The sequence below is a fragment of the Hydrogenobaculum sp. genome, assembly GCF_049967395.1.
GTDB lineage: Bacteria > Aquificota > Aquificia > Aquificales > Aquificaceae > Hydrogenobaculum.
This window is the reverse complement of the sequence record NZ_JBMFST010000001.1, coordinates 18,575-38,047: the sequence shown is the minus strand read 5'-3', so window position 1 is coordinate 38,047 and position 19,473 is coordinate 18,575. Positions and strand designations below refer to the sequence as shown.

The window sequence follows — 19,473 nt, the reverse complement described above, 5'->3', positions numbered from 1 at the left end:
ATATATGAGAAACTTAGCTTTGACTTTAGGACTTTTGGCTACGGTAAGTTTTGGGGCTTTTGCCGTGACCCCTCAAAAGATATTTGAAATGCATTGTATGCAGTGCCATAACGGCAAAAGGGCCCCATCTGCTAAAGAGCTTCATACAAAGTTTGCTGGCAAGAAAAAAGAGCTTGTAGCAGCTATATCTCACTGCAGACCGGCTATGGCTTTGCCAGCATCAGAAAGAGAAGCTATAATAAATTGGTTATCTTCGAAGTAATATAAAGGCGGTATAGCTCAGGGGCTAGAGCGGAGATCTCATAAGTCTTAGGTCGGAGGTTCGAATCCTCCTACCGCCATTTTTATTTTATATAAATTCTTCTACTATCTCGAAATCTATCTTTCCTTTTTGCTCATCTACTTTTATGACTTTTACTTTTACACTATCTCCCAATCTGTAAGTTTTGTGGCTTTTGGCATCTATAAACCTGTGGTTTTCTTGGTCGTAGATAAAATCGCCTTCCATAGAGCTTATGCTTACGAACCCTTCGGCCAATATCGTTTTTATCTGTACAAAGATACCGTTTTGTATTATACCGGTGATAATGCCTTCAAATATCTCTCCTATCTTATCTTTCATAAACCTTGCCCTTAAGAAATCTATAGCTTCGTATTCAATTTTGTCAGCTAAACGTTCTTTTTCGGAAAGATGTATCGCCGCTTCTTCAAGGTAGGCCATATTAAAAGCTAAAGTTTTTTTCTTTAAGATAGATTTTATTATGCGATGTACTATAATATCTGGATATCTTCTGATGGGAGAGGTAAAGTGGGTATAATGTTTTGATGCAAGGCCGAAGTGTCCTATATCTATGGGTGAGTACTTGGCTTTTTGCATGCTTCTTAAGGTTAAAAATCTTACCAAAAACTCCTCCTCTTTTCCTTCAAAATGTTCTATAATTCGTTGAAAGAACTTTGGCTCAAAATCTTCTGGCATTGTGGTTTTGTATCCAAGTCCAGATAATATATCTAGAAGGTTTTGGACTTTGTCTTTATTTGGTTTTTCATGAACTCTGTAAAAGCCTAAATCTGATTTTTCATTCATAAAGGTTGCTATTACTTCGTTGGCGGATACCATAAATTCTTCTATTATCCTATGGGCTATATGTCTTTCGTAGGGTATTATGGCACTTGGTTCACCCGTTTCGTCTATTACGATCTCAGCTTCTGGTAGGTCAAAATCTATACTTCCCAAATCCCATCTTATCTTATGTCTTTTTCTGTAAAGATTTTCCATTTCAATTAGCGTTTCTCTTATGTTGGGAAGTGGCGGCTTGATTTTACCAGTTATTATATCCAAAGCTTGGTCGTAGGTAAGCCTTGCCTTTGAGTTTATAACGCTTTCGTATATCTCGTAATGTTTTAGTTTTGCGCTTTTATCAAAAACCATCTCCACGCTAAGACAAAATCTATCTTCATTTGGCACAAGGCTACAAAGGTTTGAAGATAGCTCTTCTGGAAGCATATGTATGGCTTCTCCTGGAAGGTAAACTGTGGTACCTCTTTCGTATGCTTCCTTGTCAAGCGCACCTCCGAATTTTACAAACAAAGACACATCTGCTATATGTACGAAAAGTCTGTAATCATCACCTTCTTTTTCAAGATAAACCGCATCGTCAAAATCCTTTGCTCTTACCGGGTCTATCGTAAAACAAGGCTGAGCTCTTAGGTCTTTTCGTTTTGATATCTCCTTTTGAAAATCAAATTTTTCTAAAAACGAGTTTAACTCTTTTATAGCCTCTTTCGGGTATTGATTTTTTAAGTTGTATTTTCTTTTTAAAAGTTCCAAAGACAAGAAGCTTTCAGATGGATTCCCTATTACTTCAATTATTTTTCCTTTGGCTTTTTGAGTCTTTGTAGGATATTTTGTTATTTTTACAAGCACAAGCTGGTCTGGTTTTATATTTTTGCATTGGTTTTTAGAAAGTTCTATATCGTGAAAGTGGTTTTCATCTACTGGATTTGCAATGCACTTCTTGAAATTTGATATACTGCAAACGAACTCTTTTCTGGCTCGCTTTAGGACTCTTTCAATTCTTATCTCTTCTTTTCCTTTGTAAAGCACCACATACCCTTCCACTTCATCTTTATCAAACACTTTCTGCATTTCAAAAAATGGTATGTATATATCTTTAGAACCGTCCTTTGGTATTAAAAATCCAAAACCTGCTGGGTTTGCCTCTACGACGCCCACCACTTTTTTTACAGATTCTCTGTTTAGGCTAAAATGTCCTTTGGTGGTGATGATTTTATCTTGTTTGATTAACTCCCTTAGAACCTTTCTCAGAACCTTTTTATCAACTGGTATATGCTTGGCAAGTTCGCCAAAAGAAACGGGCTTTTTCTTAGAAGATAAAAAACTTTCTATAGCAGTAACTATCTCTTCTTTTTCCATTAGAGCTTTACTCTCCCTTTAAATTCTCTTTGAATTTCTCTTCTTATATCTTTTTCTTTTAGCTCTTTTCTCTTGTCGTAAAGCTTTTTACCTTTAACAAGAGCTATGTCCACTTTTACCTTGCCGTTTTTAAAATAAAGGCTAATGGGTATTATTGTATAACCTTTTTCCTTTGATTTTCCTAAAAGCCTTAAAATTTCCCTTTTGTGAAGAAGTAGCTTTCTCTTTCTAAGTGGGTCTGGGGGTTTTATGGTAGCGTACTTGTAGGGGGCTATGTATAAGTTGTGTAAAAACGCTTCGCCGTTTTCTATCCTAACAAAAGCATCTTTGAAAGATACTGTTTGCTTGTTCCTTATGGATTTTATCTCTGGTCCTAAAAGCTCAATACCTGCTTGATAAGTCTCTACAACTTCATTTTCATGCAAGCCTTCTTTGTTTACATACCTTGGTGTATTATTTTGTTCTTGTTTTTTCATAATATATAATATACTATATCCTTATAGATAAGTGTATTTAATTTGTGCAAAAGCTATGGAGTAATGTTATAATAATATTTTGATGGAGGCTTAGTATGAGTATAGGTATTATACCCAATGAAACCCTATTTGTGGAGATCGTCCTTTTCTTAGTTTTTGTGGTCGTAGTAAATTACATGGTTTTGAAACCGTATCTTGGTATAGCTAAAGAAAGACAAGATCAAGCTGATAAAACGCTTAAAGAAGCCCAGGCTCTTGCTAAAGAACGTGAAATGCTATTAAAAGAGGCTCAAGAGATATTGGAAAAAGCTAAAAAAGAGGCCCAGCAGATTTTGGAAGAAGCTATAAAAAAAGCAAACGATGAGAAGCAAAGAATATTAAAAGAAGCAGAAGAAAAGGCAGAGCTTGAATATCGTACTCAAATAGAAAAGATAAAACAAGAACTAGAAGAACAGAAAAAAGTTTTAGAAGCTTCTTTGGACTCTCTGGTAGAATCGCTGGTAGAAAAGGTAATAAAGGGGTAAGTTTATGTCTAACTATGTATTTGAAAATATATGGAAAGCTGTTAACGTAATATTATTTTTTGCTTTAGTTTATAAGTTTGCCGGCAAGCAAATAAAAGATATGTTTGAGAAAGCTTACAAATCGTTGATATCTCAAGTAGAAGAGCCACTTTCTAAGCTTTTATCCAATAGAGAGGCTGTTTCCTTAGCAAAGAAAGAGGTTGAAGAAGCGAGAAAGAAATATGAAAAAGCCCTTGAAAATCAAAGAATACTTGCAAAAGAACAATACGAGGAAATACTATCTCATGCAAAGATGGTGGCTCAGAACATAGAGAAGATGGGTAAAGAGATGGTAGAAGTAGAAGCTAATAGGTTAAAGTCTCAGCTTATATCTGGGCTTAGCTCGTCTTTGATATCAAAGGCAGAGGTCAAGTTAAAGGAAGCTTTTAAAGATGAAAACGTAGAAGTTTCTTACATAAAGTCAAGACTTGAGAGGTTAGGTAAATGAAGGTAAACAAGGAGTTGGCTAGAAAGCTAGCAAAGAAGATCGTTTCCTCTGTCCCGAAAGATAAAGAATCTCTTAGCGCAGTATCTGATTTTTTAGGGCTTTTAGGGGTACTGTATAGAAAAGAACCGAAATTTAGGGATTTTGTTTTATCTCCTTTCATATCAAATGAGCAAAAAAAAGCTTTTATAAAAAGTCTTATACAAAAGGGTAATATACCAAAGGAGATAGAGTTTTTTGTAGATGAGCTTATTGATTTAAACCTTCTTAGAATTGTTGGTGAGATTAAAAGGCTGTTTGATTACGAATCTGAAAAAATATTGTCTATTTATAAAGGTAAACTTATTTTTGCTAAAGAGCCTACAAAAGAGCTTGTAGACGAAATAATACAAAGAGTTGAAAAGGTTTTAAATAGAAAAATAGAGCCGGAAATATCTGTTAACGATGCATTGATAGGTGGGTTTGAGTTAAGGCTTTCTGGATTGGTGCTTGATACATCTGTAAGAAGTGTTTTACAAAATTTGTCCAATAAAGTTAAAAGCTTATAAAACGGTGTGAAGGTAAAAGCCGCCAGCTGGAAGGGCCTTCACGCTAAAAAGAAGGCGGGGTAAAAATACCAGCATCAAGGGTATCCTTGATAAAAGGGTGTGAGATATGACACTTGCTTACGACGACGCTTTGGAGATACTGAAATCTCAGCTTCAAAGCTTTGAAACAGACATAAAAATGGAAGAGGTTGGCGTAGTTTATGCTGTAGGTGATGGTGTTGCAAGAGCCTACGGTCTTGATAACGTTATGGCCAACGAGCTTTTGGAATTTGACAGCGGTGAGGCTGGTCTTGCTTTTAACCTTGAAGAAGACAACGTTGGTATCATAATACTTGGTTCAGAATCCGGTATAAAAGAAGGTAGTATAGTAAAACGTACAGGTAGAATATTGGACGCTCCTGTGGGTGAAGAGCTTGTAGGTAGAGTTATAGATCCTTTAGGTAATCCACTAGATGGCAAAGGGCCCATCAATGCAAAGCATAGAAGCCCAGTAGAAAAGATCGCTCCAGGTATAGTAAAAAGAAAGTCCGTTCACGAACCTCTTCAAACAGGTATAAAAGCTATAGACGCTATGATACCAATAGGTAGAGGACAAAGAGAGCTTATAATAGGAGATAGGGCCACAGGTAAAACCACCGTTGCTATAGACACCATATTAAATCAAAAAGATACAGACGTCTATTGTATATATGTAGCTATAGGTCAAAAGAAATCAACTACCGCTCGTATCATAGAACTTCTTGAAAGAGAAGGTGCCATGAAATATACCACCGTTGTGGTGGCTTCTGCTACAGACCCAGCTCCTTTGCAATACTTGGCACCATTTACCGGTTGTACAATAGGTGAGTATTTTAGAGACAACGGTAAGCACGCTCTAATCGTTTACGATGACTTGTCAAAACATGCAGAAGCTTACAGACAGCTTTCTCTGTTGGTGAGACGTCCTCCCGGAAGAGAAGCTTATCCTGGTGATGTATTTTATCTACACTCAAGACTTCTTGAAAGAGCGGCTAAACTAAACGATGAACTTGGCGCAGGTTCTTTGACGGCGCTTCCTATCATAGAAACAAAGGCTGGTGACGTGTCAGCATACATTCCTACCAATGTTATATCTATTACTGATGGCCAAATTTATTTGGAACCAGACCTCTTTAACAAAGGTATAAGGCCGGCTATAAACGTTGGTCTTTCTGTGTCAAGGGTAGGTGGTAGCGCTCAGATAAAAGCTATGAAACAAGTGGCCGGTACTTTGAGACTCGATTTAGCTCAGTTTAGGGAATTGGAAGCTTTTATGCAGTTTGCTTCTGACTTAGATAAAGCTACTCAGGATACCATCAATAGAGGTTTAAGGCTTGTAGAATTGTTAAAGCAAGGTCCTTACAACCCTATCCCTGTGGAAAAGCAAGTTATAGCTATATATGCAGGCACAAACGGTTACCTTGACGATATACCTGTATCATCTGTAAGAAAGTTTGAAATGGAGTTGTATGGATTTTTAGATGCAAACTTCAAAGACCTCTTAGATGAGCTAAAGACCAAAAAAGCTATAGATGATTCTGTAAAATCTAAGTTGAAAACAGCTTTAGACAAATTTAAAGCCAGCTTTATTCCCTGATAGTGCAATTTAAATAAACATATATTAGCCCCGTTTTGGGGCTTTTATTTAAATAACAGCCTCTTTGTATAATCTTTATCAGTTAATCATTGCAAAATTGTTTACTTGTAATATATATAGTTATACCAATTTTGAAAGGAGGTTGTTTATGGCTTACGAACGACTTATAGGTACTCTTAAACAAGAAAGCAAAGTTTTAGTGTCTGAAGAGATTAGAAGACGAAAAGCACTTTTAGATAAACTTAAATCTGGCCCAAAGAGCGATTTTGAAGATATATACAGGGAGGAGAAAGAAAAACTTGAAAATAAACAAAAATTGATGTAAAATATACTTAGTTTTATTTAGGGGTCGTAGCTCAGTTGGGAGAGCGCCGATATGGCATGTCGGAGGTCACGGGTTCAAGTCCCGTCGACTCCATTTAGACTTCATAAAGTATAATAATTTTCAAGGTTTTCAGGTATAATAATATTATGTCAAAGAAAAAAAGTGGTATAAGGTTAAAAGATTTTGTTGAAACTTACGGTTTAGAGGACAGAGTAGACGAAATAAAAAGTGTACTTAGAGAATGGCGTAGCAAAAACATATCCCAAGTTACGCAGTATATAGAAGAAGAAGATAAAGATTTTTTGATAGAGTATTATGAGCTTTCCGAAGTTGTGCTTGTTGAGGAAGCTCCAAAAACTGTTGCTAAAGAAACAGAAAAAGAACATATCAAATCTACTAAAAGCCAAAAACCAACTTCTAAAAAACCAGTTCAACCAAAATCAATACAAGCACCAAAAAAACAAGAAGCTCCATCAAGAAAACCAGAAGTAAAACAAGAAACAAAAGATCAAGTTGTTGCATCAGAGCCAAAGAAAGAAGAGCAACCTTTAACGCCAGTGGTCTCAGAGACTTCTAAGCCTGTAGAATCAAAACCTGCAACAGAAGTAAAACCAGAAGAAAAGATAGAACAAAATAAACCTGTTGAGAAGCCTGTAGAACCTATGGAGAAGGTTGTTGAGGAAAAGATTGCTCAAGAACAACCAAAGCAAGAACATGTAACCGAAGTAAAGCTTGCTGAAGAAAAGCAGCCAGCCCAAGAGAAGAAAGAACATATAGAAGAAGAAATAAAGATAAAAGAAAAACAAGAGAAAGTTGAAACAAAGCAAGAACCTCCAAAAGCACCTTCTCAAAAACCCAAGAAAGAACCTCAAAAGCCGCCTCCACCAAAAGAAGAAGCAAAAAAAGAGGAAGAGATAAAGATAATAGAAATTCCTGAAGTAATATCTGTAAGAGAGTTTGCTGAGCTTTTAGGAGTGGGTCCAAATCAAATTATAAAAGAGCTTTTCCAAGAAGGCATCTTAGTAACTATAAACCAAAATATAGATCCTAACTTGGCTGTTAAAATAGCTGAAAAGCTTGGATATCTAGCTGAGATAAAAAAACCAGAGATAGTTATAGAGGAGGAAGAGGAAGTAGAAGAAGACCCATCAAAGCTAAAGCCTCGTCCTCCGGTAGTGGTGGTGATGGGGCACGTAGATCATGGTAAAACTACGCTGCTTGATACCATAAGAAAAACCAACGTTGCTGCAAGAGAAAAAGGCGGTATAACTCAACATATAGGCGCTTCCATGGTAAAGACTAAGGATGGAAGGCTTATTACATTCTTGGATACTCCAGGACACGAAGCGTTTACAAGTTTGCGTGCTAGAGGTGCTCAAGTAACAGATGTTGCTATATTGGTTGTGGCAGCTGATGATGGTGTTATGCCCCAAACTATAGAGGCTATAAACCATGCTAAAGCTTTTAACGTGCCAATAGTGGTAGCGGTTAACAAAATAGATAAGCCAGGTGCTGATCCTTCTAGAGTAAGAAGAGAGTTATCGGAAGTAGGAATTATACCAGAAGAATGGGGTGGAGATACTGTTTTTGTAGACGTGTCTGCCAAGACTGGGCAAGGAGTTGACGAGCTTCTTGATATGGTTATGCTTGTGGCAGACATGCTAGAGCTTAAAGCAAATCCAGATAAAAAAGCAAAGGGTACTATTATAGAATCGAGATTAGATAAACAGAAAGGCCCAGTGGCTACGGTGCTTGTTACGGAAGGCACTTTGAAGATAGGGGATATATTTGTAGTGGGCTCCACTTACGGTAGAGTAAGGGCTATGATGGATAGCCTTGGTCATAGAGTCAAACAAGCAACACCTTCTATGGCTGTAGAAATTATAGGCTTTGAAGAAGTGCCAGAGGCTGGAGATGTATTAAAGGTTGTAGATTCTGAAAAGCAGGCAAAAGAACTTGCTCAAATAAGAAAAATGGCCAAAGAACAAGAGAAAAACAAAGAACTTGGCATATCTTTAGATGATATATTTAAGAAAATCAAAGAAGGTGAAGTAAAAGAGCTTAAACTCATAGTCAAAGCCGACGCCGTAGGCTCTTTGGAAGCCATTAAAAAATCTTTGTCAGATATAAAAACCTCAGAAGTTAGCATAAGGGTAATTCATGAAGGCGTTGGTTCTATTACAGAAGGCGATGTAATGCTTGCAAAAGCCGCAAAGGCAATAATACTTGGTTTTAACGTAAGGCCAGATGCCAAAGCAAAAGAAGCCGCCGAAAGAGAGAAGGTTGATATAAGGGTTTACGGTATCATATATGAGCTTTTAGACGATGTAAAGAAAGCTATAAGCGGTATGCTCTCTCCGGTGAAGAAAGAAATTACACTTGGTCTTGCTGAAGTAAGAGCTACTTTCAAGGTAAAAGGCGCTGGTACCGTAGCTGGTTGTTATGTATTAGAGGGTAAAATTGTTAGAAATCAAAGGGCAAGACTTATAAGAAACGGCGTTGTAATATACGATGGTAAGATAGAGTCTTTAAAACGTTTCAAAGAAGATGTAAATGAGGTAGCCAGAGGTTACGAATGTGGTATAAAGCTTGAAAACTACAACGATATCAAAGTAAAAGATGAAATAGAGTGCTATGAAATAAAGGAAGAAAAGCAAACCCTTTAACGTTGTTTAATGTTATGGTTTAAAAATATATCAAGTTTTAGGCTAAAGCTAATAACCCTTTTTAGTGTTCTTGTAATTTTAAGTATGGGTTTTGTAGCCGTTAGTACATCGTTTGTTCTTCATAAAATCCTGATAAACTACATGTATACTTATTTAAACAATCAAGCAAAACCCGTTATAGAATTCTATTCTATATATTCAAACGATCTTGCCAAAGAGGCAAAGGATATGATAGACGATATTACATCAGAAAATATAACCGCTGTTGTGCTATCTTCAAATGGTAGCGTGCTGAGCGTAGGGTCTTTTGAAGATTCTGAAAAACCTATACCTATAAACAACTATATCCTAAACCTATTTTTAAAAAAGCCAATGGGTACTTTTGAAGAGAACGGGGAAGATTACGCCTACATAGTCAAAAAAACAAAGGATGTGTATTTTGTGGTAATAGGAAGGTTAAGGGAGATAAACAAGGTTATAAAGCAATTTATTTATATGCTTATTGTTCTTACGATAGGTGTTGTCATATTTTCCGTACTTACCATATATACAATTTTAAATAGAATATTAAAACAGCTTGATGATATCACAAGGATATCTGAAAATATATACGCTGGTAATATGGATATAGACATTCCAGATAGTAGTTCCAGCGATGAATTCGGAATAATGTTTAGGGCTTTTAAAAACATGGTAGAAAAATTAAACAACACTATAAAAATTCAAAAGAACTTTATAGCAGATGTTTCTCACGAATTTAAAACGCCAATTAGCTATATAAAAGCCCAGATTGAGTTTATTTTGACAGGAGTTTATCAAGAAGATGAGGTGTTTGATGTCCTTAGGAAGGTTTATAAACAGACAGATGTGCTTAGCAAGTTTACAGAAGACCTTTTGGCTTTAGCACGTTTAGAGTCAAACATACCTATTTCAAAGACCGAGTTAGATGTGGTTTCGCTTCTTAATCAGCTAAAAGAAGAGTTTTCTATTCAGAATAGGAATATCGTTCTTGATATTAAAAGCCAAGACACTTGGGTAGCAGACCCGCATTATTTAAAAATAGCCGTAAAAAATCTTTTAGAAAACGCTATAAAGTACTCTGATAAAGATATTGTGCTTGGATACACCGGGGACTGTATCTATGTGAAAGATTTCGGCCCTGGTATACCTCAGGAGAGCTTACCTTTTATATTTGAACGTTTTTATAGAGTTTCAAAGGATAAGAGAGGTCTTGGTTTAGGGCTTTCTATAGTAAAAGCTATAACTCAAATACACAACTTTAAACTCAGTGTAGAAGTAAAAGACGGCACAACTTTTTATATATGCAAATGATATAATATTTTAAAATGAAAATAGGCCTTATAGCTGGTGCTGGAGAACTACCAGAAATATTTAGAAAAAATGCCCTAAGAAATGGTGATGATGTTTTTACTATAGGTGTAAACGATATTACTACAATTAAATCAGACGTAACGCTTCCTATTGGTAAACTATCAAAACTTGTTGAGCTTTTAAAAGAGAAAAGCGTAGAAGAAATAGTTATGCTTGGCAAATTTGAACATAAACTAAGCTTAGATCCAAGGGATTATGATATAAAAGCTATTTCTATACTAGCTTCTTTAAAGGATAGAAAACCATCTAGCATAGTAAAGGCTTTTATAAAGTTTATGGAAGAAGAAGGATTCGGGTTTTTGGATCCAAAACCTTATTTATCTGAGCTTTTGGTGGAAAAAGAAGGGCTTTTAAACGACGTAGAAATAGACCAGAATGTTGTTGAAGATATAGAGTTTGGTGCTGAGATAGCAAAAAATATTGCCGATATGGATATAGGTCAGACGGTGGTGGTAAAGCAAAAAGCTGTTGTGGCTGTGGAGGCTATGGAGGGTACTGATAAGACTATTCTTAGGGCTTTTGATATAGCTGGTAAAGGTATTGTTGTAATAAAATCAGCCCGCACAAATCAAGATTTTAGGATAGATGTACCTACCGTTGGTATAGATACGTTAAATACTTTAAAAGAGGTAAGGGCAAAAGCTATAGCTATTCAAAAAGGCAAAGTTTACGTGCTTGAAAAAGAGAAATTTATAAAAATGGCAAACCGTTTTGGTATAGGTGTGTACGTTTATGAATAGAAATATGCTTATGTTGTTTTTGGCAACGCTTTTTCTTTTAAAGCCTTCCTTTGCAATAGATAGATGTGATGTTTATGGTGTGTTTTTAGAAGCTTGTGCTAATTTTGGTCAAAAACGCGATTTTAGTGCATGTAGCGATTTCGAAAACGAGCTATCAAAGGTCATTAAATCTAACAATAAAAGCACAAAACTTTTTATAGACGCTTGTGGTACGGCTTGTAAGAGTGGTGTTTTAAACAAGGGACTTTCTAAGTTTGGCGTTGAAGCTTTTGTGAAGATGTGTAAAATACTCAAATGAGAATAGTTTTAGAGCTTTTAAAAGAAAACATCTTAAACAACGTAAGTCAAATATACAACCATGTGAATAAACCTATAGTTGCTGTGGTAAAAGCAAACGCCTATGGTATGGGAAGCGTTGAGATCTCTAAAGTTCTTGATAATAACCCATGTGTAAAATCTTTTGCGGTGGCTTGTATAGAAGAAGCTATAGAGTTAAGAGAAGCTAATATAAAAAAACCTATCCTTGTACTTGGTGGAGTCCTTGATCAAGAAGATGTAGAATATCTAAAACACTATAAGCTTACACCGGTTGTTTCAAGCGCCTATCAATTCGATATGATAAAGGATACTGGCATAGACTTTCACTTAAAGTTGGACACTGGTATGGGAAGGTTAGGGTTTTTTGAACTTCAAGAGGATATAGCAAGACATCCTAATTTGAAAGGTATTATGACTCATCTTGCTTCGCCGCTGGATAAAGAGTATAGTGCTTTTCAGATACAAAAGTTTAAAAATATTGTTAAAAGCTTAAAAAGAAATAGCATTGAAATACACTATCAAAGTTCCGCTGGGCTTATGTATGAAAAAGACTTTACCACTGCTATAAGAATAGGTCTTGCAATGTACGGTGAGAAACCCTACGATAGTTTTGAAATATCTATAAAACCAATATACAGAGTAAAAGCTAAGGTTATATCGCTAAAAAATTTTAAAAAGGGCGACAAGATATCTTACGGAGGAACATATACTCTATCTAAAGATGCTACTATAGGCGTAGTTTCTATGGGTTATGCCGATGGTATCCCAAAATCTCTTGCAAACAAATGGCATTTTGACTTTAACGGTGCAAAGCTTCCAATGGTTGGTGCGGTGACTATGGATATGACGATGTTTGAACTGCCCGAGGGGATAAATGTAAAAATAGGAGATTACGTGGATTTTGTGAATGAGCAGCATACGTTTTCTATGGCTTCTAAGATTGTAAAAACAATACCTTACGAGTTGATGTGTAGGATTGGCAAGAGAGTAAAAAGAGTGGTAGTATAATATGCATAAGTTTGTAAACATGCATAAGGAACTTCTGTGTGTATAAGTTTATAAATACTATGACAACTTATATCTGTTAAAATTTGATTGTATACTTGTAAATCGTGGCAGACTTGTAGGGCGTGGCAGACTTGTATTTAACAATGTGCTGAACTCATAACTCGTGCACATCTATTGACTTTTTATGTGGTTATGGTATAATAATAGGCTATTAAGTTTTATAAAATGGAGGCAATATGGATACTGTGAAAACTATAAGGCCAACACCTCAGGATATTAAAAGAGAGTATTGGATAATAGACGCTAAGGATATGGTGTTAGGAAGGTTGGCGGCTAAATGTGCCAGTATATTAAGGGGCAAGCATAAGCCTATATATCAACCTGATGTAGACTGCGGTGATTTTGTAATAGTTATAAACTCTAAGCTCGTGAAAACAACAGGCAATAAGCTAAGAGATAAGGTCTATCAGTTTCATACAAACCATCCCGGTGGCCTCAAAGAGAAATCTTTGGGATTTATGTTAGAAACAAATCCAAACCAGGTTATTATGTTGGCGGTAAAAAGGATGTTGCCTAAAAACAGACTTGGCCATAGGATATTGAAAAGGTTGAAGGTTTATGAAACCGATAAGCATCCTCACATAGCCCAAAACCCTAAACCTCTTAAGTAAAAGGAGTATATTATGGTGGCAGTAGTTAGAAATTTTAAGGTTTTAGAAGACAACTCTTACCACGGCGTTGGCAAGAGAAAGGACAGCGTAGCTAGAGTATGGCTTGTAAAAAATGCTAACGGTTTTATAGTAAAAGCCAGAGACTCACAGAAAGAGTACGACATGAGAGAATACCTTCAAAGAGATAGCTCTTTTGCTAAGGTGCTTATGCCTTTTAACATTACAAATACCAACGGCAAATTTGGTGTTTACGCTATAGTAAACGGTGGAGGCTTGTCTGCTCAAGCGGAAGCTATAATGTATGGTATAGCTGATGCTCTTTTAACCTATAATCCAAACTTTAGGACTACCCTCAAAAAAGCTGGTTTACTCAAAGTAGATGCTCGCATTAAAGAACGTAAAAAATATGGTAAGATGGGTGCCCGTGCTAAATTTAGATGGAGCAAGAGATAATAAAGGTTGGTATAGCTGGATTTACTGGCTATACCGGTTTAGAACTTTTAAGAATATTATCAAAACATCCTAAAGTAAAGATAACATCTTTATCTTCTTCTACACACTACGGTAAGTATCTGCACGATGTTTTAGATTTCACCAATATAGAAAATATTATAATCACTAAAGAGCTTGAAAATGTGGATGTGGTGTTTTTAGCCTTGCCTCATGAAGCCTCTTTAGATCAAGTTCCTTTTTACGCTTCTAAAAATGTAAAAATTATAGATTTATCTGGGGCTTTTAGATTAAAAGACAAAGATATCTTTAGAGAATATTACAACTTAGAGTATAGGCCCGAACATGAACCTATTGTTCAAGAGGTGGTTTACGGCTTGCCTGAGCTTTTTAGAGAAGATATAAGAAAAGCCAATATTGTATCAAATCCGGGGTGTTATCCTACTGCAGTAATATTGGGTGTTTTGCCTATTGTAAAAAAGACCTCTTATAGAAAGCCTATAATAGTAAACGCTGTTTCTGGAGTTTCTGGGGCCGGTGCTAAGTTAAAGCAAGAATTTCATTTTCCATATATGGAACAAAACGTTTTTTACTACGGCATAGGAAAACATAGACATACCCCAGAGATGTCTTTGTATCTTGGTTTAGAGGTGCAGTTTAGCCCTATGGTTATTCCTGCTTCAAGAGGTATGATTGCAAATATAAAGCTTTTTGATATAGAAAATATTGATTTTAAAGCTCTTTATAAGGATTTTTACAAAGATGAACCTTTTGTAAAATTAACAGATAATCCACCTCATACTAAGTGGGTAATAGGCACAAACATGTGTTATATATATCTTTATTATCACAAAAGCTTAAAAATGCTTGAGATAATAAGCGCCATAGATAATCTTGGCAAAGGGGCATCTTCTCAAGCTGTTCAAAATATGAACATCATGTTTGGTTTGGAAGAAACTCTAGGCATTGAAAAATTTCCCGTGATACCTTGAAAGCTTTACCAATATTTGCCATACTTTATAACAAAAACTACGAAGAAAATTTATACATTGTTTTAGAATATCTTGTAGATTTTGGCGGATTTTGTATGTCGGAGCATTTTTACTTTGAAAATCTTCAAAAATATTACTCAAAGGAGATGGAAAAACCTCTTTTTAAAGTTTATCTTTATGCAAAAAACCTTTTTGAAGATACAGATATCTTAAGTCTAAAGCTAAAAACAATAGAAATAGAAAAACTGCTTAGTATAAATTCTAAAAGAACTGTTAATATAGACCCAGGTTATATAAATAAACAACATCTTGTTTTGGCTTCTTCCAAAGAAAGAGGGGCTAGAATTCATATAGGCAAAAATATCTTTTTGGAGATGGAATATATTTATATTTTCAAAGATTTTAAAACATTTTACTGGACTTATCAAGATTATAGATATAATGATGTAAAAGCTTTTTTCAAAATGGCAAGAGATTATTATCTTAGTGTTATCTAGATCTTTGATATAGAGTATAAAAATTGCCTTGTTTTCTCATAAGCTCCTCAAAAGTGCCTTCTTCCAATATCCTCCCATCCTCTATGTAAAGGATCCTGTCGCAATTTATTATATTTGAGAGTCTATGAGCCACTATTAGTATTGTTTTATCTTTAAAAATCTCAAAAATGTTTGATATAACAGTCTGCTCTGTATGTACATCAAGGGCTGAGGTGATCTCATCTAACAATAGCACATCTGGATTTGTTAGAAAAATCCTTGCTATGGCTATTCTTTGTCTCTCTCCTCCTGATACCGTGTATCCATATTCTCCTAAAACGGTGTCAAGACCGTTTTTCAATGTAAACAAAAATTCAGCTTTTGCTAGTTTTATAGCTTTTATTAAAAGCTCTTCTGATGCGTTTGGATTTGCTATTAAAAGGTTGTTTCTCACGGTATCGTTGAATATGAAAACATGTTGAGAAGCAAAGGCTATTTTAGATCTTATCGATTTGTTTGTGATGTCTTCTAAACTTTTATCTTTTATATACACATCTCCTTTGTAGCTTACAAGCTTTGGAAGTATATCAAGAAGTGTAGATTTACCAGCGCCGGTAGGCCCCACTATACCTATTTTTTCACCCGGGTTTATAGTTAGATTTATATCTTTAAGAATTTCTTTAGAATCTATTGTTACATATACGTTTTTCATGACAATAGGTACTAAGAGGTTATTTATATCTAGGGTGCCGTCTTTTTCTCTTTGCAGCAAGAGCATCTCTTGAACCCTTTTTACAAGTGGGATTGAGGAGCGCATATTCATAAAGCCTTTTTGAGTTTCCATAATGGGCATTTGTATGAGCAATAAAGCAGTTAGATAGGAGATAAAGTCACCAGCGCTAGTATAACCATGGACTATTCTATAGCCTCCGTATAAAAGCACCAAACCAAAAACTATGTAGCCGGTGGATTGATTGAATATTGAATTCATTACTGTGTAAAATATGGTTTTTATACCTGCTTTAAATAAATTTTTATTTGCTTGGACAAAACGTTCCAAAAATTTATCTTCAGCTCCAAATATTTTTATGTTTTCTATGCCACTTATAAGCTGCGTTACATGTTGATTTATGATACCTAACCTTTCTTGATTGAGCTTGACATATTTAGCTCTTTTTGTTCCAAAATATTTTACCGAATAAGATATGATGGGAAAAGCAAATATTATTATAACTGTTAGGTATATGTCTCTATATATTAAAACGCCTAAAAGCAATAGGACCGTTATAGGCTCTTTTATGAGGGATAGCATATAGTCTATAAGGATGTTTTTTATTGCGTTTATATCGTTGTTAAATCTACTTATTATGTCGCCACTTGGATGGTTTATAAAAAAATCTACCTTTGAATAAAGGAGCGACGAAAACATCTTTTCTCTGAAATCCATAAGGAGTTTCTCTGATACCATGTTCATGAGGAAGTTTCTCAAGAAAAATCCGATTTGTATGACAACCGCCGCAGCTGCAAAAAGATACAGGATCATGTAAAGTTTGTTTGACTCTTTTAATATGAACACATCGTCCATTACTCTTTTTACAAGATATGTCATGAAAGATGTTCCTAAGCCCTCTAAAATAGAGCCAAATATAACAAGGCTTACAAGTGCCCAATAGGGTTTTAAGTTAGATAGAAGCCATTTGATTTGTTCCATTAAACATCAGATGCATCAAAGCTTTTTGCGTATGAAGTCTATTTTCTGCTTGATTAAATATAAAATCTGCATGTTCTTCAAAAACTTCCTTTGTTATCTCTTGTCCCTTTTTGGCTGGTAAACAGTGCATAACTTTTACATCTTTTTTAGCGTAAGAAAGTAGCTTGGTATTTACTTGATAATCTTTTAACAAATTTATTTTATGCTCTTTCGAACCTTCATCGTTCATTGAAATCCAGACATCCGTATATATTACATCCTTATCTTTAGTAGCTTTTATAGGATCTTCTTCCAATATAATCTCTGCCCCAGTTTGTTTTGAAACTTCTAAAGCTCTTTTCAAATTTTCTTCATCTGGTCTTAGCTCTTTTGGTGTACATACAGTTAAGTTTAGTCCAAATATAGCAAAAGCTGATATTAGAGCGTTTGCCATGTTGTTGCCATCACCTATGTAAAGCACTTTTATATTTTTTGTTTCTTCTCTAAAAGCTTCAAAGAGGGTAAATATATCTGATATAGCTTGGCAAGGATGAGTATAGTCTGTAAGAGCGTTTATAACAGGTATGCTGGCGTATTGGGAAAATTCTAAAAGCCACTGGTGAGAGCCAGTTCTTATAACTACACCATCTACATAGCGAGACAAAGTCCTCGCGCTATCTGAAGCATCTTCTCCTCTTGATACTTGCAGGCTTGATTCTTGTAGAAATATTGGGTTACCGCCGAGCTCTTTTATGCCAACTTCAAAAGATACCCTTGTTCTTGTAGAAGGTTTGCTAAAAAGAAGCGCTATGTTTAAGTTTTGTAAGCTTTTAGGATTGAAATCGTTGTATTTAAAATCAAAAGATAAATCTATGATACGCTTTGCTTCGTCAAAAGTAATATCCCATACGTCCAAAAAGTGCGCTTTCATATATCTATTATATCAAATTATATGCCTGTGAAAAGCCTTATTATATCGCTAAGTATTGCAACGGCTGATAGAGAAACCACAAAAGCTATACCTATCTTTTGCCAATATTCTTTAAACTTTTCTGACAACGGCCTCCTTATTATAGCTTCTATTAAGAATAGCACTATAAGACCACCGTCTAACATAGGTATAGGCAAAATGTTTATTATAGCAAGTTGCAAAGAAACAAAAGCCATAAATCCCAAAAACTCTCCTAAGCCGCCTTCCGCTGCTTGTCCGGACATTTTTGCTATGCTTATAGGTCCACTTAGGTTTAAAACAGATGCATGCATAGTGACCAAAGCTTTTATAGAATCTACGCTAAGGACTGTTAGTTCTTTTATCTTCCTGATAGCTTGAATCATAGCTTCGTTTATAGGATATCTTTTTAATACGTATTTAGTCTCTGGGTATATTCCTATGTAATATTCTTTTAGTGTGGCAGAATATTTTGGTATAACGTCTTTTACTATTAGAGTGTTTGATCTTTCTATTACAAGTGTTATTGGGTTTCCTTTGTCTTTTCTCATGTAATCTGTTAGCTCATACCAATTTTTTATAGGTATTGCCGTAGGCATGTTGTTCATTTTTATTGCGAGTATCTTATCGCCTTCTTTTAACCCTATTTCAGAAGCTGGTGAGTTTTTTAAAGCACCACCTACTACAGGAGCTATCTCAGGTAATATTCCGATGGAATCTTTATTTAGAATCTTACCGAGCGTCATAGTGGTAGTATATACATGCCCGTTTCTTTTAAAAACTATTTTAGAGGTTTTCCCAACGGCTTTTATCTCTGCTATATATAGGTCTTTCCATGTTTTTATAGGTACATTGTCTATTTTTATTATGGTATCGCCTGGTTTTATACCAGCTTTGTAAAATGGTGATTTTTTGGTTATATAGCCAACTTTTACTGGTTCTTCTATGTAAGCTGGCTGATGTATGCCTATGTAAAAAGATAATGTAAAACCTATAAAAGCTATAATTAGGTTAAACAACGGCCCTGCCGCTGCTATGAGAATCTTTTGCCACGGTGCTTTTGAGGAAAATGCCCTCGGGTCTTTGGAACTTACTTCACCCTCTTCGCCGTAGAGCTTGACATAGCCTCCCATTGGTATATAGGCTATTTGATATTCGGTTTCTCCTATCTTTTTTTTAAATATTGGATTTCCAAAACCCACAGAGAATACTTCTACTTTTACGCCAAATAGTTTAGCAAATATAAAATGGCCAAACTCGTGAAATACTATTAAAATGCTTATAAGAATTAAAAACGCTAAAACTGTGTGTATCATGAAGACCTCACTATGCTTACAATTACTTCCCTCTCTCTTGGTCCATCAAACTCTGCTAAAAATACAGCTTCCCATTTTCCCAGCATAAGCCTTCCTTCTAATATAGGTATTATCCGTGAATTTCCTATGATAGAAGATTTAATATGAGCTGCCGCATTTCCTTCCATGTGAGAATAGCCGTTTGTCCAAGGTATTAGTTTATCGAGTGTGTTTAGTATATCTTTTACAACGTCAGGGTCTGCTCCTTCGTTAATAAAAACCGCTGCAGTAGTATGCGGTACATAAACTATGCAAAGTCCATTGTCAATAGAAGAAGCTTCTACTATCTCCCTTATCCTTTGGGTTATATTCACTACCGAGGTATGCTTTGCTGTTTTTACTTTGATTCTTTCTGTCATA

At 35.4% G+C, this 19,473-nt stretch carries 21 protein-coding genes and 2 tRNA genes; 17 read left to right on the top strand and 6 right to left on the bottom strand.

Going from position 1 to position 19,473, the window contains the following annotated elements:
• Nucleotides 1-4 precede the first annotated feature (4 nt).
• Together ACP5S8_RS00220 and ACP5S8_RS00215 are read left to right on the top strand one after the other, a co-directional pair.
• A complete protein-coding gene (locus ACP5S8_RS00220; protein ID WP_461870700.1) occupies nucleotides 5-262 on the top strand; it encodes a c-type cytochrome in 258 nt (85 codons plus the stop codon).
• 6 nt (nucleotides 263-268) lie between these two features.
• Nucleotides 269-341 (top strand) — tRNA-Met (locus ACP5S8_RS00215).
• Between the two features lie 8 nt (nucleotides 342-349).
• On the opposite strand, the gene rnr is transcribed toward ACP5S8_RS00215, so the two are convergent.
• Both rnr and smpB read right to left on the bottom strand, forming a co-directional pair.
• Nucleotides 350-2,434, bottom strand: coding sequence for a ribonuclease R (gene rnr / locus ACP5S8_RS00210; RefSeq protein WP_461870701.1), 2,085 nt, complete (start codon nucleotides 2,432-2,434; stop codon nucleotides 350-352).
• On the bottom strand, nucleotides 2,434-2,910 hold the full coding sequence (smpB, locus tag ACP5S8_RS00205; protein ID WP_461870702.1) for an SsrA-binding protein SmpB: 477 nt from the start codon (nucleotides 2,908-2,910) through the stop codon (nucleotides 2,434-2,436). Before smpB ends, rnr begins: the two co-directional genes overlap by 1 nt.
• A gap of 95 nt (nucleotides 2,911-3,005) precedes the next feature.
• On the opposite strand from smpB, the gene ACP5S8_RS00200 reads away from it, so the two are divergent.
• From ACP5S8_RS00200 to ACP5S8_RS00130, 15 genes are all read left to right on the top strand, one after another.
• Nucleotides 3,006-3,434, top strand: a complete 429-nt coding sequence (locus tag ACP5S8_RS00200) for an ATP synthase F0 subunit B (protein ID WP_461870703.1) — start codon at nucleotides 3,006-3,008, stop codon at nucleotides 3,432-3,434.
• Nucleotides 3,435-3,438: 4 nt separating this feature from the next.
• A complete protein-coding gene (locus tag ACP5S8_RS00195; RefSeq protein WP_461870704.1) occupies nucleotides 3,439-3,921 on the top strand; it encodes an ATP synthase subunit B family protein in 483 nt (160 codons plus the stop codon).
• The gene (atpH, locus tag ACP5S8_RS00190; RefSeq protein ID WP_461870705.1) at nucleotides 3,918-4,466 is read left to right on the top strand and encodes an ATP synthase F1 subunit delta; all 549 of its coding nucleotides are present in this window, start codon (nucleotides 3,918-3,920) and stop codon (nucleotides 4,464-4,466) included. Before ACP5S8_RS00195 ends, atpH begins: the two co-directional genes overlap by 4 nt.
• Before the next feature lie 106 nt (nucleotides 4,467-4,572).
• Nucleotides 4,573-6,081, top strand: coding sequence for a F0F1 ATP synthase subunit alpha (gene atpA / locus ACP5S8_RS00185; RefSeq protein WP_461875239.1), 1,509 nt, complete (start codon nucleotides 4,573-4,575; stop codon nucleotides 6,079-6,081).
• A gap of 148 nt (nucleotides 6,082-6,229) precedes the next feature.
• A complete protein-coding gene (locus ACP5S8_RS00180) occupies nucleotides 6,230-6,406 on the top strand; it encodes a hypothetical protein (protein WP_461870707.1) in 177 nt (58 codons plus the stop codon).
• Nucleotides 6,407-6,426: 20 nt separating this feature from the next.
• Nucleotides 6,427-6,499: transfer RNA gene (locus tag ACP5S8_RS00175), tRNA-Ala, on the top strand.
• A 53-nt stretch (nucleotides 6,500-6,552) separates the two neighbouring features.
• Nucleotides 6,553-9,072 (top strand): translation initiation factor IF-2, encoded by a 2,520-nt coding sequence (infB, locus tag ACP5S8_RS00170; RefSeq protein ID WP_461875238.1) that lies wholly within the window; start codon nucleotides 6,553-6,555, stop codon nucleotides 9,070-9,072.
• 84 nt (nucleotides 9,073-9,156) lie between these two features.
• Nucleotides 9,157-10,404 (top strand): sensor histidine kinase, encoded by a 1,248-nt coding sequence (locus ACP5S8_RS00165; protein ID WP_461875237.1) that lies wholly within the window; start codon nucleotides 9,157-9,159, stop codon nucleotides 10,402-10,404.
• 14 nt (nucleotides 10,405-10,418) lie between these two features.
• Nucleotides 10,419-11,204, top strand: a complete 786-nt coding sequence (locus ACP5S8_RS00160; RefSeq protein ID WP_461870710.1) for an LpxI family protein — start codon at nucleotides 10,419-10,421, stop codon at nucleotides 11,202-11,204.
• Nucleotides 11,197-11,502 (top strand): hypothetical protein, encoded by a 306-nt coding sequence (locus tag ACP5S8_RS00155; protein ID WP_461870711.1) that lies wholly within the window; start codon nucleotides 11,197-11,199, stop codon nucleotides 11,500-11,502. Before ACP5S8_RS00160 ends, ACP5S8_RS00155 begins: the two co-directional genes overlap by 8 nt.
• Nucleotides 11,499-12,530: an alanine racemase gene (gene alr, locus ACP5S8_RS00150; protein ID WP_461875236.1), complete on the top strand. Its 1,032-nt coding sequence runs from the start codon at nucleotides 11,499-11,501 to the stop codon at nucleotides 12,528-12,530. The genes ACP5S8_RS00155 and alr overlap by 4 nt, the downstream gene beginning before the upstream one ends.
• Before the next feature lie 236 nt (nucleotides 12,531-12,766).
• Nucleotides 12,767-13,201, top strand: coding sequence for a 50S ribosomal protein L13 (rplM, locus tag ACP5S8_RS00145; RefSeq protein WP_461870028.1), 435 nt, complete (start codon nucleotides 12,767-12,769; stop codon nucleotides 13,199-13,201).
• Between the two features lie 12 nt (nucleotides 13,202-13,213).
• Nucleotides 13,214-13,654, top strand: coding sequence for a 30S ribosomal protein S9 (gene rpsI, locus ACP5S8_RS00140; RefSeq protein ID WP_461870029.1), 441 nt, complete (start codon nucleotides 13,214-13,216; stop codon nucleotides 13,652-13,654).
• Nucleotides 13,639-14,643, top strand: a complete 1,005-nt coding sequence (gene argC, locus ACP5S8_RS00135) for an N-acetyl-gamma-glutamyl-phosphate reductase (RefSeq protein ID WP_461875235.1) — start codon at nucleotides 13,639-13,641, stop codon at nucleotides 14,641-14,643. Before rpsI ends, argC begins: the two co-directional genes overlap by 16 nt.
• Nucleotides 14,640-15,140: a DUF4416 family protein gene (locus ACP5S8_RS00130; protein ID WP_461871856.1), complete on the top strand. Its 501-nt coding sequence runs from the start codon at nucleotides 14,640-14,642 to the stop codon at nucleotides 15,138-15,140. Before argC ends, ACP5S8_RS00130 begins: the two co-directional genes overlap by 4 nt.
• On the opposite strand, the gene ACP5S8_RS00125 is transcribed toward ACP5S8_RS00130, so the two are convergent.
• From ACP5S8_RS00125 to ACP5S8_RS00110, 4 genes are read right to left on the bottom strand one after another with little or no spacing between them, the layout of a single operon-like run.
• Nucleotides 15,133-16,830, bottom strand: a complete 1,698-nt coding sequence (locus ACP5S8_RS00125) for an ABC transporter ATP-binding protein (RefSeq protein ID WP_461875234.1) — start codon at nucleotides 16,828-16,830, stop codon at nucleotides 15,133-15,135. The genes ACP5S8_RS00130 and ACP5S8_RS00125 overlap by 8 nt on opposite strands.
• Nucleotides 16,802-17,740, bottom strand: coding sequence for an ornithine carbamoyltransferase (argF, locus tag ACP5S8_RS00120; protein WP_461870033.1), 939 nt, complete (start codon nucleotides 17,738-17,740; stop codon nucleotides 16,802-16,804). The genes ACP5S8_RS00125 and argF overlap by 29 nt, the downstream gene beginning before the upstream one ends.
• A 17-nt stretch (nucleotides 17,741-17,757) precedes the next feature.
• Nucleotides 17,758-19,074, bottom strand: coding sequence for an RIP metalloprotease RseP (gene rseP, locus ACP5S8_RS00115; RefSeq protein ID WP_461875233.1), 1,317 nt, complete (start codon nucleotides 19,072-19,074; stop codon nucleotides 17,758-17,760).
• Nucleotides 19,071-19,472, bottom strand: coding sequence for a secondary thiamine-phosphate synthase enzyme YjbQ (locus ACP5S8_RS00110; protein WP_461870035.1), 402 nt, complete (start codon nucleotides 19,470-19,472; stop codon nucleotides 19,071-19,073). Before ACP5S8_RS00110 ends, rseP begins: the two co-directional genes overlap by 4 nt.
• Nucleotide 19,473 lies beyond the last annotated feature (1 nt).

Excerpts from the sequence above, each read along its gene's own strand:
- atpH (WP_461870705.1), top strand. The coding sequence starts at position 3,918 with ATGAAGGTAAACAAGGAGTTGGCTAGAAAGCTAGCAAAGAAGATCGTT.
- ACP5S8_RS00180 (WP_461870707.1), top strand. The coding sequence starts at position 6,230 with ATGGCTTACGAACGACTTATAGGTACTCTTAAACAAGAAAGCAAAGTT.
- atpA (WP_461875239.1), top strand. The coding sequence starts at position 4,573 with ATGACACTTGCTTACGACGACGCTTTGGAGATACTGAAATCTCAGCTT.
- ACP5S8_RS00165 (WP_461875237.1), top strand. The coding sequence starts at position 9,157 with ATGGGTTTTGTAGCCGTTAGTACATCGTTTGTTCTTCATAAAATCCTG.
- ACP5S8_RS00195 (WP_461870704.1), top strand. The coding sequence starts at position 3,439 with ATGTCTAACTATGTATTTGAAAATATATGGAAAGCTGTTAACGTAATA.
- ACP5S8_RS00220 (WP_461870700.1), top strand. The coding sequence starts at position 5 with ATGAGAAACTTAGCTTTGACTTTAGGACTTTTGGCTACGGTAAGTTTT.
- rpsI (WP_461870029.1), top strand. The coding sequence starts at position 13,214 with ATGGTGGCAGTAGTTAGAAATTTTAAGGTTTTAGAAGACAACTCTTAC.
- rnr (WP_461870701.1), bottom strand. The coding sequence starts at position 2,434 with ATGGAAAAAGAAGAGATAGTTACTGCTATAGAAAGTTTTTTATCTTCT.
- infB (WP_461875238.1), top strand. The coding sequence starts at position 6,553 with ATGTCAAAGAAAAAAAGTGGTATAAGGTTAAAAGATTTTGTTGAAACT.
- smpB (WP_461870702.1), bottom strand. The coding sequence starts at position 2,910 with ATGAAAAAACAAGAACAAAATAATACACCAAGGTATGTAAACAAAGAA.
- ACP5S8_RS00200 (WP_461870703.1), top strand. The coding sequence starts at position 3,006 with ATGAGTATAGGTATTATACCCAATGAAACCCTATTTGTGGAGATCGTC.
- rseP (WP_461875233.1), bottom strand. The coding sequence starts at position 19,074 with ATGATACACACAGTTTTAGCGTTTTTAATTCTTATAAGCATTTTAATA.
- argF (WP_461870033.1), bottom strand. The coding sequence starts at position 17,740 with ATGAAAGCGCACTTTTTGGACGTATGGGATATTACTTTTGACGAAGCA.
- ACP5S8_RS00110 (WP_461870035.1), bottom strand. The coding sequence starts at position 19,472 with ATGACAGAAAGAATCAAAGTAAAAACAGCAAAGCATACCTCGGTAGTG.
- ACP5S8_RS00155 (WP_461870711.1), top strand. The coding sequence starts at position 11,197 with ATGAATAGAAATATGCTTATGTTGTTTTTGGCAACGCTTTTTCTTTTA.
- alr (WP_461875236.1), top strand. The coding sequence starts at position 11,499 with ATGAGAATAGTTTTAGAGCTTTTAAAAGAAAACATCTTAAACAACGTA.
- ACP5S8_RS00160 (WP_461870710.1), top strand. The coding sequence starts at position 10,419 with ATGAAAATAGGCCTTATAGCTGGTGCTGGAGAACTACCAGAAATATTT.
- ACP5S8_RS00125 (WP_461875234.1), bottom strand. The coding sequence starts at position 16,830 with ATGGAACAAATCAAATGGCTTCTATCTAACTTAAAACCCTATTGGGCA.
- argC (WP_461875235.1), top strand. The coding sequence starts at position 13,639 with ATGGAGCAAGAGATAATAAAGGTTGGTATAGCTGGATTTACTGGCTAT.
- rplM (WP_461870028.1), top strand. The coding sequence starts at position 12,767 with ATGGATACTGTGAAAACTATAAGGCCAACACCTCAGGATATTAAAAGA.